9 protein-coding genes are annotated in these 13785 nt (G+C 70.0%); 7 read left to right on the top strand and 2 right to left on the bottom strand.

What is annotated here, in order from left to right:
- The first annotated feature begins 264 nt into the window (after nucleotides 1-264).
- Both POL72_RS06015 and POL72_RS06010 read left to right on the top strand, forming a co-directional pair.
- Nucleotides 265-2034, top strand: coding sequence for a serine/threonine protein kinase (locus POL72_RS06015; protein WP_272094054.1), 1770 nt, complete (start codon nucleotides 265-267; stop codon nucleotides 2032-2034).
- A 169-nt stretch (nucleotides 2035-2203) separates the two neighbouring features.
- On the top strand, nucleotides 2204-3238 hold the full coding sequence (locus tag POL72_RS06010; protein ID WP_272094053.1) for a serine/threonine-protein kinase: 1035 nt from the start codon (nucleotides 2204-2206) through the stop codon (nucleotides 3236-3238).
- Nucleotides 3239-3373: 135 nt separating this feature from the next.
- On the opposite strand, the gene POL72_RS06005 is transcribed toward POL72_RS06010, so the two are convergent.
- Both POL72_RS06005 and POL72_RS06000 read right to left on the bottom strand, forming a co-directional pair.
- A complete protein-coding gene (locus POL72_RS06005) occupies nucleotides 3374-4414 on the bottom strand; it encodes a serine/threonine-protein kinase (RefSeq protein WP_272094052.1) in 1041 nt (346 codons plus the stop codon).
- A 530-nt stretch (nucleotides 4415-4944) separates the two neighbouring features.
- Nucleotides 4945-6405, bottom strand: a complete 1461-nt coding sequence (locus POL72_RS06000) for a serine/threonine protein kinase (RefSeq protein WP_272094051.1) — start codon at nucleotides 6403-6405, stop codon at nucleotides 4945-4947.
- Nucleotides 6406-6566: 161 nt separating this feature from the next.
- Between POL72_RS06000 and POL72_RS05995 the strand changes: the two genes are divergently transcribed.
- The 5 genes from POL72_RS05995 to valS all read left to right on the top strand — a co-directional run bounded on the left by POL72_RS05995 (nucleotide 6567) and on the right by valS (nucleotide 13705).
- Nucleotides 6567-7892 (top strand): peptidase MATCAP family protein, encoded by a 1326-nt coding sequence (locus POL72_RS05995; protein WP_272094050.1) that lies wholly within the window; start codon nucleotides 6567-6569, stop codon nucleotides 7890-7892.
- Nucleotides 7893-8025: 133 nt separating this feature from the next.
- Nucleotides 8026-8730: a hypothetical protein gene (locus POL72_RS05990; protein ID WP_272094049.1), complete on the top strand. Its 705-nt coding sequence runs from the start codon at nucleotides 8026-8028 to the stop codon at nucleotides 8728-8730.
- Between the two features lie 903 nt (nucleotides 8731-9633).
- Complete coding sequence (locus POL72_RS05985; RefSeq protein WP_272094048.1) at nucleotides 9634-9843, top strand: hypothetical protein; 210 nt, start codon at nucleotides 9634-9636, stop codon at nucleotides 9841-9843.
- Nucleotides 9844-10056: 213 nt separating this feature from the next.
- Nucleotides 10057-10791, top strand: coding sequence for a ferredoxin--NADP reductase (locus tag POL72_RS05980; RefSeq protein WP_272094047.1), 735 nt, complete (start codon nucleotides 10057-10059; stop codon nucleotides 10789-10791).
- A 211-nt stretch (nucleotides 10792-11002) separates the two neighbouring features.
- Entirely contained in the window at nucleotides 11003-13705 is a 2703-nt protein-coding gene (gene valS, locus POL72_RS05975; RefSeq protein WP_272094046.1) for a valine--tRNA ligase, read from the top strand.
- Nucleotides 13706-13785: the final 80 nt, after the last annotated feature.

Here is a 13785-nt window from a genome sequence, read left to right as displayed (position 1 = left end):
ATCCACGGTCACGCTCCCTCCGCGCGACATGCGCGCCGAGGGCAGGGCGCTGGTCTCGACTCGGGCGCTTTTTGTCGGCCTAGCCGGCCTGCGGCTGCGCTCGGTCGTCGACACACCCGGGACGGCATGCCGAGTGTCGCGCGGTCACGACGATGTCGCGCGATCACGACGCCACGGCCAATCGGCTAGGATGGGCGACGGTCAGGGCGGTGCTGGGGCGCCGCGAGGACTCCGTTCGGCAAATTAGCAACCCTGAACCCGGATATGGACGACCAGGAACTGCAGCGCAGAGTTGGCACAGTGTTGTGCGGGAAGTGGACGATCGAGCGGTTGTTGGGCTCGGGCGGCATGGCCGCTGTCTACGTCGGCGCGCACAGGATCGGGCGGCGAGATGCCATCAAGATCCTCCACCCCGAGATCGCGCGCATGCCCGAGCTGCGTGCGCGGTTCGATCAGGAAGCGCAAGCCGTCAATCGATTCGTCCATCCCGGCGCGGTGGAGATACGCGATATCGACACGACGGCGGACGGCTGCCCGTTCCTCGTCATGGAGCTGCTCGATGGTGAGTCGCTCGCCGGGTACGGAAGGCGCCTGGGCAGGATGGACATGGCCGAGCTGCTGGCCATGGTGGACGGGCTGCTGGACGTGCTGGCAGCGGCCCATGCGCACGGCATCATCCACCGCGACATCAAGCCAGACAACCTGTTCCGCCTCCGCGACGGGCGCCTGAAAGTGCTCGACTTCGGCGTCGCCCGCGTCAGGCAGGCCGCGGCCGACTACGTTCGGACGCGCACGGGAACGACGCTCGGCACGGTCGCCTACATGCCACCGGAGCAAGTCAGAGGCGACGAGATCGACGCGCGTGCCGACCTGTTCGCGGTCGGAGCGACGATGTTTCGTCTGATCACGAAGCGGCGCATCCACGACGCGAGCTCTGACACCGATCTGGTCGTCAAGATGGCCACGCTGCCTGCGCCGCCGCTAGCGAGCGTCGCTCCGGAGACCCCGCAGTGGGTGTGTGCCGTCGTCGATCGCGCGCTCGCGTTCGACCGAGGCGAGCGCTACCCGAGCGCGACGGTCATGCAGCAGGACGTGCGCGCGGTCCTCGCCGGTCAACCGCCCGCTTTTGCCCTGCGGTTCGGCGCGGCCGGGGCCCCCGCGGCGGATCCGCTCAGCACCGCCACGACGGTGTGGATGCCGCAGGGGCTCGCCCCTTCCTCGGCCGTCTCGGTGCGCGCCTCGGGCGCCGGTGGCCTGCATCCCGCCTCGCCGCCGGCAGGTGACATGGGGAGCGTCATCCGCGATGTCTCCATCGCCAGCGCCCCGAATAGGTCGAGCGCGCAGGGCGTCCCGGGCGGCGGATCGGCCGTCGCTCCGGCTCGTGCCCCCTCACCGGCGGCGTCGGGGTTCACCCAGGCGACGCCGTGGACCGCGACCACGGTACGTGGACGGAGGCTGCGATGGGCCGTGCTGGCGTTCCCGCTGCTCGCCGCGGGCGTGCTCGCCGCCGTGGTTCTCCGTGCGGTGAACGTCGAGCCCGACGCGAGATCGCCGGGGGCGACCGGCGCGCAGCGACCGGCGGCCTCACCGCCCGCCAAGGTCCCCGGTGGCCCGGCGGCGGAGCGCCTCCTGGCAAAGGCTCCGGATCCCGGCCCCGAGAAGAAGGGCGACACGAGAGCTCGCCTCCCTGGCCCATCGAGCCGCGGCCCCGAGGAAGGGCGCGGCGCGTCGCAGCGGACCAGCTGTATGCTGACAAACGACTGCGATCACGTGTGCGATGAACCGTGCCAGATTGCTTGTCAGGACGGGACCGTCTGCGACATCGGGGCGCGCCGAGACGCGCTGGTGAACTGCATGGGATCGGGGATGCACAAGATCTGGTGCGAAGGTGATTGCTCGGTCAATTGCATGACGAGCGCGCCATGTTTGGTGTACTGCACGCCTGGCTCCGATTGCGTCATCGGCACGTGTCTCGGGCAGATAGAAGCCTGTCCTGGCAACGTCATGGCCTGCGGGGCCCCATGCCCCGACTGATCGTCGCGTCGCGCTCATGCGCTGCTGTCATGGCGTCCGCGAGGAGGGCGCCGCGGCACGCGCGCTCGACCGCGCCGTGGCGGTCCGCCGGGCGCGGGATCAAGGGCATCCGCGCCCGCGAAAAGTCCAGCGGAAACGACGCTTGCGGCGATGGGCGTGGCGCATCGTGATGGCCGCTTCGACGCTGCTGGGCCTTTCGCGATCGCTCCTGGTGAACGGGATGGTACCATCCGCCCGCTCGATGGACGACGAGGAGCTCGCGGCGCGGCGCATCGGCACCCAGATCGGGACCTGGACGGTGGAGCGCGTGCTCGGTGGCGGCGGGATGGCGAGCGTCTTCCTCGGCCGGCGCGCTGACGGCTGCGCCGCGGCGGTGAAGGTTCTGCACCCGTCGCTGAGCCAGATCGAGGAGCTCCGGAAGCGCTTCCTGCGCGAGGGCCCGATCGGCAGCGCCCTGGCGGCTGTCGGCCCGCTCTGCGAGGGGCTGCCGCTCGTGCTGGAGTCGGGCGTCGCGGACGACGGCGCCGCTTACCTTGCGATGGAGGTGCTCGAGGGCGAGACGGTCTTCGACCGCATGGCCCGGGTGGGGACGCTCGCGGTGGGCGAGGTGCTGGCGCTCGCCGAGCGGGTCCTCGATGTGCTGGTCGTGGCGCACGCGTACGGCGTCGTTCATCGGGACCTCAAGCCCGAGAACCTGCATATCGGGAGCGATGGGCGGGTGAAGGTGCTCGATTTCGGGATCGCCCGCGTGCTCGATCCGCTTCCTTTCGGGATGGGGGAGCTGCCGGAGAAGACGGCCACGAAGACGGGCGTGGCGCTCGGCACGTGCGAGTACATGGCGCCAGAGCAGGCGAGGGGGATGGTCCGCGAGATCGACGGCCGGACCGACGTCTTCGGCCTGGGCGCCACGATGTTTCGGCTGCTCTCCGGTCGCGCGATCCACGGCCACGTGGTCGAGGCGCGCCTGCTCATCGCCGCGGCGACGGCGCGGGCGCCGTCGCTCGCGCAGTGCGCGCCGGACGTGCCCTCGGAGGTGTGCGACGTCGTGGATCGTGCCCTCGCGTTCGACAAGGTCGAGCGTTACCCGGACGCGGCGACGATGCGCGCCGACGTCCGCGCGGTGCGGTCGGGCCGCCTGCCGCCCTACGTCGTGGCCGTCGAGGAAGGGCGGATCCCGGCGGGGGCCCCGCTTCCGCGTCGCTGAGGGAGCTCACCTCGCGAAGGGCGCCCTGCGCGGCCGTGGCGCGGCGTCAGCGGCGGGGGACCGAACCGACGGGGCTCATGGAGCTGCCGTCGAGCGACGAGCCTGCTCTCTCGATGTGGCCATTGGGCGTCTCTGTCAGCTGAGCAGGATGGCGATCAAGAGCGCGACGCTGAGCAAGAGCGATACGACGATGGACGCAATGAGCCACGGCCGCATCGCCGGCGAGCTCCACCTGGACGCGAGCGATGTCGCGCTCGTCTGGTGCCCCGGAGCGCCGGGCTGCATCGTAACTGTCGGCTCGAGCTGCCTCGGCGCGCCTTCCATCGCCGCAATGGCCCCGTCGATGGCCGCGATCACATTCGTGGCCGTCGGATAGCGCTGGATTGGGTCTCGCTGGACGAGCCGCATCACGAGCGCCTCCACTTCGGGGCGGATGCCTGATCCCGGAGCACGCTGGCGGAGCGGGGGCGCATCCTCGAGGAGCCGCTTCCGGAAGGAAGATTGGCCGTCGCTCGCGTCGAACGGGCTTCTCCCGGACAGCATTTCGTACAAAATGATTCCGAGCGCATAAAGATCTGCGCGAGCATCGACGGCATCCATGCCGCGCACGGCCTCCGGCGCGAGATAACTGAGCGTGCCGAGGACCTGGTCGGCAGCGGTGAGGTCCTGGCCTTTGCGCGCAGCCTCGCGGCTCTCCGTGGACAGGAGCTCTACGTTCACCTTGGCGAGGCCGAAATCGATGAGCTTCACCTGATCACGGGCGCCGAGAAGGATGTTCTGCGGCTTCACATCGCGGTGCACGATCCCCTTCGCGTGCACCGCCTCCAGAGCAGACGCGATCTGCCGCGCGATGTGGAGCGCGCGCCGCGCGGGGAGCGGTGCCGAGGCGATCACGTCCTGGAGCGGGGTGCCCTCGACATACTCGAGGACGAGAAAATGCGACCGATCCGCGAGCTGACCGAAGTCGCTTGCGGAGACCACGTTCGGATGCTGGATATGCGCCCCCGCGATCGCCTCGCGCTCGAACCGCGCCACGATCTGGGGGAGGTTCCGGGCGCTCGGCTGGAGGACTTTGATCGCGACCTGCTTGCGGAGGTGCACCTGCTCGCCGCGGTACACGGCTCCCATGCCGCCCTCCCCGATGAGCTCGTGGACGCGGTACCGCTCCGAGATCAAGCTCCCGATCAGCGCTGGCGCTCTGTTGTCTGAGCGCACCAACGTGGGTGCGTCGTCCGACCACGGCCGCGCCGCAGTCTCGATTTCTTCCACCAGCGCCGAGCTTGTGAGCTCAATGACGGATGCCTCGCCTTGTGTCCCGAGCATCGGCACCGTGACGTCGTCGGTGCTTGAGGGCCCCTTGGGTGGGAGTGTCCCTGGCATGCCGAGGACTGTACACGCACAAAGGCGCTGAGAGCGGAGGAACCGCACCGCCGTCCGAGTGGACATCCTGCTCAATCCACCCTCCGTACGGAAAACCTGTGCAGTTCCGCGATGTTCGTGGATCTGGTTCCGTACGCCGACATCAGCCTACAAGGATGTCCACAGTGCATCGAACCGTAGCTCGCTGGTCGCCGCCCGCATCGCCGGAACCTCCCGCCCCGAAGGCATGATGAAGACATCGGGGGACAGCGACCGAAGAGTTGGGCGGCTGGGTGCTCTTCGGCACGCCGCCACGGTGCAAGACGAGGCCGCCGCACCTCACAAAGCTATTCCCATTGAAGCTCGGAGGGGTGGTAGGCTTTGAGGCCCTCAATCGGAATGGGGCCATCGGGGGTGCCGCTGCACACTTTGACGCCCTCGTCATTCGTGCGTACTGGATAGGCGTGTTTCAGTTTTGACGTGACGCAAAATGGATATTTGCCATCTTTGACGAGGAGGCGATACTTGCTATTGGGCGCGGGCCGGCGCGTCGATGGGGGCGCAGCGATCGAGGACGGCGTGGATGGCGTGCTGGTAGTGGAAGACGTGGCCATCGTGCCAGAGCTACCGCTCGTCTTGTCCTCTTGCGATGTCTCGTCGTCCGCGCTCTCACGAGTGCCTTCGTCGGAGCCTCGCGAACGAACAACGAAGAAGACAGCGGCGAGGCAAACGGCGATAGCAAACGAGGCAATCACTGCAATCATCAAGAGTGGCGAACTCGTGCTCGTTCGTGGGCTGGTTGCAGCAGATTGAGGCAGCACGGGGACGACCATCGGTGCCTGCATCGCTTGGCCGGGAGCAGGAGCGGCCATCGTCGGGCCATCGACGCTGATGGGAGACGACACGTCGGCTCGGATCGACACCGGGGCTGGCGCGTGAGGGGTAGCATTGGCGCCCAAGACCCGCTCGATGTCTTCGCGCATGGCGCGGGCCGTCGGATAGCGGCGCGATGGATCGAAGGCGAGCGCGCGATCGACGATGGCGCAAACCTCTGGGCTGACAGAGGGGGCAACGGTGCGCAGGGCCGGCGCAGGCTGCGTCGCCATTTTGATGAGGAGCTCGCTTTCCATGGAGCCCTCGTGCACACGGCGTTTTGCTAGGATTCGAAACATCGTCGCGCCAACGGCGAAGACGTCGGCCCGCCCATCGATCTGGCCACCCGTGAGCTGTTCGGGCGACATGTAAGGTATAGTCCCGAGCATCGCGCCGGTGCGTGTATGAACGTTGGAGCCGCCCTGTTGCATTCGAGCGATCCCGAAGTCGAGGACCTTGACGCCGCCTGAAGAGGTCAAAAACAGATTGTCAGGCTTGATGTCTCGATGGACGATGCCGAGCCCGTGCGCGACTTCGAGCACCTCGAGCACGGTCGAGACAACGCGGAGCAGCTCGCGCTCCTCGATGCCGCCGGAGCCGTGGGCGCGCTTGCCGAGCGATTCACCGTCGAGCAACTCCATCACCAGGAACGGCGAGCCATCTTCGCTCGTATCGATGTCGAGGACATTGACGGCTGCGGGGTGACCGAGCTGGTTTACCGCGAGCGCCTCTTGCTCGAACCTGGCTCGAAGCTCCTTCGAGACCGCGATTTCTGGATGGAGGATTTTGATCGCGCAGCGCCGGCCGATCCTGTGTGTCGCCTCGTAAACCGCAGCCATCCCGCCGACGCCGATGAGCGAATCGATGCGCCATTTGCCCCGGAGGACCGTTCCGATTCGTGCTGTACAGTGTGCCAGCTGGGGATCATCATTCATCGAGGTTCAGGCTCCAATGTATCCCGGATGCGAGGAGCTGAACAACATGCTCGGCGCGGCCACGGGGAGCGCCGGCGCGCGCCCTCGCGGATCCGCGCCGGAGCCGCAAGCGCCCGCGCCGGCGGCTTTCCGCGCCCCGCGGTTCGCGCGAGCATGGGGCCATGAGCATCGACCGCGCCGTGCTGGAGCAGCTCGATCGGGTCGGCGCCCGCCTCTCCGAGGGCAAGGCGCTCCGGCTGCTGGAGGACATCGCCTGGCCTCGCGAGGTCGAGGAGCGCTTCTTCGCCGCCGGCGAGGACCGCCTCCCCGAGATCGAGCACCGCGTGGATCGCGACGGACTCGCGCGGCGCATCGCCGAGCTGCGCGAGCTGCTCGGATCGATCGACGGCGATGCGCCCGCGCTCGGCTGGCTGCGGGACAACGTCCGCGCGCAGATCCAGGCCGCGGAGCTGCTCGAGGCGGCGGGGACCCGCGAGTTCGCCGAGCGGTCGCGGGCGCTCTATGGCGGCGCGCGCTCGCGGTTCTTCGGCGGCGAGGTCCGCAACATCGACCTCGCCGAGCACCTCACGGCGCGCCTGCGCGTCCACGGCTGGGACGAGGCCAGCGATCCCGAGGAGGAGCCGCTCGACGCCGGCGCGCTCCGGGATCTGCTCGCCGCCCGCGTCGCCGCGCGGACGCCGCCGCTCGACCTCGAGATCGTGCTCGACCCGCGGATCACGGCCAAGGTGGTGGCCGGCATGAGCCGCGTCCGCATCCGCCCGGAGGCCACGTTCGCGTCCTGGGAGGCCGAGGGGCTGTGGCACCACGAGGTGGAGACGCACGCGCTCACCGCGCACAACGGCGCGGCGCAGCCGCGGTGCGCGTTCCTGCGGTCGGGCGGCCCGCGCACCACGCGCACGCAGGAGGGGCTCGCCATCTTCGCCGAGCTGTACAGCCGCTCGCTCTCCATCGGCCGCCTCACCCGGCTCGCCGAGCGGGTGCGGCTCGTGGACATGGCCGAGCAGGGCGCGAGCTTCCTCGATCTCTACAGGTACCTGCGCGAGCGCGGCGCCGGCCGCCGCGACGCCTATTTCGACGCCCAGCGCGTCTGCCGCGGCGGGCTCGTCGAGGGCGGCGCGCCCTTCACGAAGGACGCCTGCTACCTGGCCGGCCTGCTCGAGGTCTATGCCTTCCTGGCCGCGGTCCTGCGCGGCGGCCTGCGCGACGAGGTGGAGCTGCTCGTCTGCGGCCGGATCGCGCTCGACGACATCGCGGTGCTGGCGGACCTGCGCGCGGCCGGCGTGCTGGAGCGGCCGCGCTACCTGCCGGGCTGGCTTCGCGCCTGGCAGACGCTGCTGCCCTATTTCGCGTTCACCTCGTTCATGGATGGCATCGACCTCGGCCCGGTGGAGGGGCACTTCCAGGAGCTGCTCCGCGTGGCCGCCGAGGCGCGGCCGGTCGGGGACGGGGAGGGGAGCAAGCGCCGCGGCCGGCCGCGGGCGGGGTGAGCGCGCCGCGATCGCGGGCGTAAGCCGGCGAGCGGGACGCGACGGATGTCCCTGCGCCACGGTTGAGGTATGCCGCTCGTCGATGGGACGAGTCCATTCCCGTTTCGCGCATCCCTCCGCGCCCCCGGCGCGCGTGTCTTCCACTTCCGTGGCGGCGGTGCGCCGCCGCCTCGTCGCGTGGGCGCTCGCTCTTGCCGGCGCGGTGCTCGCGTCGAGCGCAGCCGCGCAGACGCCGGCGGAGGGCGCGGACCGCACGCCGCCCCCGCAGCTCGCGCCCTCCGCGCCCCCTGCCGCGCCGGCCGTGGAGGGGCTCCCGCCGCAGGCCATGTGGGAGGCGACGGTCGCTGCGTACGAGGCAAGGATCAAGGCGCTCAAGCACGAGGCGGACGCCGTCCACGATTTTGTTGAAGACGAGGACATGCGAGACGCCCACGGGCGCCAGATCGAGCTGGAGATCGAGGCGACGAAGAGAGAGCTCCGCGACTTCGTGGAGCGGACGACCGAGCGGAACAGCACGGTCATGATGGTCTCGGGGATCGTCCTCGCGAGCCTCGGAGCAGCCGCCCTCGTCACCGGCGCCGTGCTGATCACCGCGAACCACGACGAGGCCGCCACGGAGCACCGCGACACGTACACGGTGGCCCTGGCGACGGCGGCCGGGGGCGTGGCCGCGGTTGGCGTCGGCCTGCCGCTCTACGTGATCGGCAAGAAGCGGGTGCTGCGGAGAGGACTCGAGGGGCGCGGGCCGGCCGCCGCGCGCCTCCTCGTCGGTCCGGGCGCCGTCGGCGCGTCGCCTGGAGCGGTCCCCCTCGGCGTGGGGCTGCGCTTGACGTTCTGATCGGTGGCTCGGGGCGCCCGTGCGAGCTCCTGCCGCTCGTGGAGCGGGGGGAGAAGCAGAAGTGTAATAATGAGGAGAGGAGCGCTCCGCGAGGACAGCGCTCCTCCGAAGACACAGAAAATGGGGTGGGGGAATTCCTCCCCCCTGCCGGAATGATGGAACCGCCAAGACGCCACAAGACGCCAAGATTTTGTGGTTTTTTGGCGTCTTGTGGCGTCTTGGCGGTTCAAAAGACCCCACTTTCGGCCGAAGCACCCCACCACCAGAAAGTGCTGGGCGATCTCTGGCTCCGGTGCTAGCGTTGCTGTCGACGCGTCGCCCGCGTCAATCATGCACACTTTCCTCTGATACCACCGCTCCGTCACGCGGCCCCGAAGGGGAAGCGCCTGTTGCCCAGGTAGACACGGCGCCCTTCTGCTGCCGCACGTGAGCAGCCACGACGGCCGCCCGCAGCCTTCCCGCGCGGGCGTGGGTCGTGTGCTCGTGGGACGGAGCGTGGCCGAAATGCGAACGAGTCCGATGCGCTGAAGGTCGCTGACCTCGCGGTCGCACGCCCTCGCTCGCTGGCCGCTCGCGCGAAGCACCGAGCCGGATGGTTCGTGGCGCGGCGGTCCGACTCGCCATCTCCCCTGACGGCGAGGCGCTGAGGCGCCTTGCGAGGGGGCGTGTGGTGATGCGGACCGCCCTGCCCCGGCGATGCGTGGAGGTGCGTCCATCGCGCGAGAGCGCCAGTCGAGCGGCCTTTGGGCGGCGTCCATGGCCAGCGTCCGTCGCGGCATCGGTGTGCCTGCAATCCGGGGTCGTACGATGAATGGAGGGTATATGAGAGCCGGTTCTTCGAAGGGTTCGTTCAGCCTTGGTGCTCTTTCTGCTGTGGTGATGAGTGATCGAATGGAGGATTCCATGACGGAGCGACCCGCGCATCTCCCCGAACGCACACTGGAGCTCGGCTCGGCCAAGACGCCCGACCGGCGCCCGCCGCAGACGGGGCCTGTCCCCGCGCCGAAGCCCGCGCACAGGGAGCCCCGCCCGCCGAGCAAGCTCCCCCACCAGGACCGCTCCCGGCCGGCGCTGAACATCCCGCAGCGCCGGCGCATGGGCGTGCAGCGGTAGATCCGCTGCGCTCCGGCGCCGGAGCGCCGCGAACGGGCGGCGGCCCGGCCGTGCGCGCCGGCGGCGTGGAGCCGGAAGGCCTAGACTTCCGCGACTCCACGCCGTCCGGCGGCGCCATGACGGCTCCGATCGTGATTGGGCCAGGGCGAGGGCTGCGGTAAGACCTCGCCACCCGCGCGGCCCGGCAGCCTGTGGCCCCGCAGAGGCCCCATCATGATCCAAGCCGAACCGTTCGAAGCCCGCCTCGTCGCCGTCCGGCCTCTCAGCCCTTTCGTGCGAGAGCTCTCGTTCGAGCGCAGCGACGGCAGGGCGTTCCTGTTCGAGGCCGGGCAATGGGTCAACCTCGTCCTCCCGCTCCCGGGCGGTGAGGTGAAGCGCGCCTACTCGATCGCCTCTGCGCCCGACGGCTCGCCTCGCTTCGATCTGGCGGTCACCCGCGTAGAGGGCGGGGCCGGCTCGGAGTACCTGCACCGGCTGGAGCCCGGCGCGACGCTCCGCGCCGTCGGCCCGCACGGGCTCTTCACGCGCGATCCCGAGAGCCCAGCGCCCTCGCTGTTCGTCGCCACCGGCACCGGCGTCACGCCGCTCCGGAGCATGCTTCACGCGTCGCTGCGCGCCGGGGCGGCCGCGCACCTGTGGGTCCTGTTCGGCGCGCGCTTCGAGGAGGACGTCATCTACCGCGACGAGCTCGAGGCGCTCGCGCGCGGCTCGGACCGGATCCGCTACGAGATCACGCTCTCGCGCGGCGGCCCGTCCTGGCCGGGCCGCCGCGGCTACGTGCAGGCGCACGTGCCCGAGCTCTACCGGGAGCTCGCCGGGGTGAGCGGGGATCCGGCCCCGCACGTCTTCATCTGCGGCCTCGATCGGATGGTCTCGCTCGTGCGCGAGCTTGCCCGCGGCGAGCTCGGCGTCCCCCGCAAGCACGTCCACGTCGAGCGCTACGACTGAGCCGCCGCCTCGGCGGGCGCGTCGAGCGCGTCGAGGTCGAGCGCCGCGGCGGAGCCACCGGGCTCTCCAGGACGGAGCCGCCGATCCCGGGCGGACGCGAGCGTGGATCGCCCTCCGGTGACGCGGCGCGCCTTGAGCGTTACCCTGGGTACGACGTAGGATGCGCGCCCCCGCGGGCGGTACCTGCGGGGTCAGTTTTGCAGGTGATCACGTGACGACCAAGAAGACGTTCCGCACCATCGATCCAGCGACGCTCCCGAAGCATTTCGACTCGCCCGTCGCCGAGCAGCGCCTGGCCGACGCGTGGGAGGCCGACGGGACGTACCGTTATGACCCCTCGCGCCCCCGCGAGGAGACCTTCGTGGTCGACACGCCTCCGCCGACCGCCTCGGGCTCGCTGCACATCGGCCACGTCTTCAGCTACACGCACACCGACGTCATCGTCCGGCAGCGCCGGATGCTCGGGTTCAACATCTTCTATCCCATGGGCTGGGACGACAACGGCCTGCCCACCGAGCGGCGCGTGCAGAACTATTTCCACGTCCGCACGGACGTGCGCACGCCCTACGAGCGCGGCCTCTCGCTGCCGCAGGCGGCGCCGGAGGCGCTCAAGAAGGAGCCGCCGCGCATCGTGTCGCGGCCGAACTTCATCGAGCTCTGCCACAAGGTCACGCGCGAGGACGAGCAGGTCTTCAAGGCGCTCTTCCGCCGGGTGGGCCTCTCGGTCGACTGGCAGTACGAGTATGCCACTATCGATGATCACTGCCGCAGGACGGCGCAGCTGTCGTTCCTGGATCTGCACGAGAAGGGCCACCTCTACTCGGTCTTCGCGCCCACGATGTGGGACGTCGATTTCCAGACCGCGGTCGCGCAGGCGGAGGTCGAGGATCGCCCGCAGTCCGGCGCGTTCCACGACATCGCGTTCGCGGTGGAGGGCACGGGCGAGCAGCTCGTCATCGCGACGACGCGCCCGGAGCTGCTCGCGGCCTGCGTCGGCGTGACGGCCCACCCCGAGGATCCGCGGTATCAGCACCTCTTCGGCAAGACGGCGCTCACGCCGATCTTCCGCGCGCCGGTGCCGATCTTCCCGAGCACGCTCGTGGATCGCGAGAAGGGCACGGGCATCCTGATGGTCTGCACCTTCGGCGACGCGACGGACGTGATCTGGTGGCGGGAGCAGAAGCTCCCTCTCCGCCAGATGCTCGGCAAGAACGGCCGTGTCCTCCCGGTGACGTTCGGGGAGGGCGACTGGCAGAGCCGCGATCCGGCCGCCGCGAACGCGGCGTATGCCCCGCTCCAGGGCAAGGGGGTGAAGCAGGCGCGCGCGGCCGTGGTCGAGCTCCTCCGCCGCGACGAGCACGCGGCGGTGGCGGGCACGGGCCCGGCGCTGCGGGGCGAGCCGAAGCCGATCGAGCGGGCGGTGAAGTTCTTCGAGAAGGGCGATCAGCCGCTCGAGTTCGTGCCCACGCGGCAGTGGTTCGTCCGGCTCGCGGACAAGAAGGAAAAGCTCCTCGAGTTCGGCGACAAGATCGAGTGGCACCCGGATTTCATGCGCCTCAGGTACCGCAACTGGACCGAGGGGCTCCAGGGCGACTGGTGCATCAGCCGCCAGCGGTATTTCGGCGTGCAGTTCCCGGTCTGGTATCCGCTCGACGCCGAGGGCAACCCGGATCACGGTAGGCCGCTGCTCGCGACGCGCGAGATGCTCCCGGTCGACCCGACGGTCGACGTGCCGCCCGGATACGATGCGTCTCAGCGGGACAAGCCAGGCGGCTTCACGGCGGAGTCCGACGTGTTCGACACGTGGTTCACGAGCTCGCTCACGCCGCAGATCAGCTCGCACTGGGGGCTCGACGAGGGGCGCCACGCGCGGCTGTTCCCGGCCGATCTGCGCCCGCAGGCGCACGACATCATCCGGACGTGGGCGTTCTACACGATCGCGAAGGCGATGCTGCACGAGGCGTCGGTGCCGTGGCGTCATATCGCGATCTCGGGGTGGATCCTGGACCCCGATCGCAAGAAGATGTCGAAGAGCAAGGGCAATGTCGTGACGCCGATGCACCTGCTCGACAACTACTCGTCGGATGCGGTCCGCTACTGGTCGGCGAGCGCGCGGCTCGGCACGGACACGGCGTTCGACGAGAAGGTGCTGAAGATCGGCAAGCGCCTCGTGACGAAGATCTGGAATGCGGGCAAGTACGTGCTCAGCCAGTCTGCGGAGGTCCATCCGGTCTCCGAGGAGCTGGACCGGGCGTTCTTGCACAAGCTGTCGGCGGTGGTGGCGGACGCGACGCGCTCGTTCGAGGCACAGGAGTTCGCGGCGGCGCTCGAGCGGACGGAGGATTTCTTCTGGCGCTGGTTCACCGACGCGTACCTGGAGCTGGCCAAGGCGCGTGCGCGCGGCGAGGGCGGCGCTGGCGACGCGGCGCGGGGCTCGGCGGTGGCTGCGCTGCGGCTCGGGCTCTCGGTGCTGCTGCGGCTGTTCGCGCCGGTGCTTCCGTACATCACCGACGAGGTCTGGGCCTGGGTGTACGCGGAGGAGACGGGACAGCGGTCGATCCACCGGGCGAAGTGGCCGGCGGCGGGGGATTTCGCGGAGGTCGCGGCGCCGGCGGACGCGGGGCTCCTGGAGCTGGCGGCTGCGGCGATGGCGGCGGTCAACAAGCGGAAGAGCGAGCTCGGCGCGAGCGTGGGGCGCGTGGTGACGCATCTGGCGCTGGGGGCGAACGCGGCGACGCTGGCGCGGCTCGGGCCGGCGCTGGGGGACGTGCTCGCGGCGGTGCGGGCGGGGAAGCACGAGCTCGTGGAGCGGGCGGAGCTCGCGGACGGCGAGGTCCAGGTGGTGCGCTGCGAGCTGGAGGTGGCGGCGGCGCCGGCGGCGGCCGGGGCAGGGGAGGCGGCGGCCACGGAGTAGACGCGGGTTCTGATTCGCCCGGCCCTCGCGGAGGGAGCACGCCGCGCGGCGCGCGCACGGGCTGAACTCGCCTGAGACGT

This window comes from Sorangium aterium (assembly GCF_028368935.1).
Lineage (GTDB): Bacteria > Myxococcota_A > Polyangia > Polyangiales > Polyangiaceae > Sorangium > Sorangium atrum.
Note: the sequence above shows the minus strand (reverse complement) of the source record. Positions and strands in the feature narration are given on the sequence as shown.

Bases quoted from the DNA above. Each gene is read 5' to 3' on its own strand.
- POL72_RS06015 (WP_272094054.1), top strand. From the start codon at position 265: ATGGACGACCAGGAACTGCAGCGCAGAGTTGGCACAGTGTTGTGCGGG.
- POL72_RS06010 (WP_272094053.1), top strand. From the start codon at position 2,204: ATGGCCGCTTCGACGCTGCTGGGCCTTTCGCGATCGCTCCTGGTGAAC.
- POL72_RS06000 (WP_272094051.1), bottom strand. From the start codon at position 6,405: ATGAATGATGATCCCCAGCTGGCACACTGTACAGCACGAATCGGAACG.
- POL72_RS05995 (WP_272094050.1), top strand. From the start codon at position 6,567: ATGAGCATCGACCGCGCCGTGCTGGAGCAGCTCGATCGGGTCGGCGCC.
- POL72_RS05985 (WP_272094048.1), top strand. From the start codon at position 9,634: ATGACGGAGCGACCCGCGCATCTCCCCGAACGCACACTGGAGCTCGGC.
- POL72_RS05980 (WP_272094047.1), top strand. From the start codon at position 10,057: ATGATCCAAGCCGAACCGTTCGAAGCCCGCCTCGTCGCCGTCCGGCCT.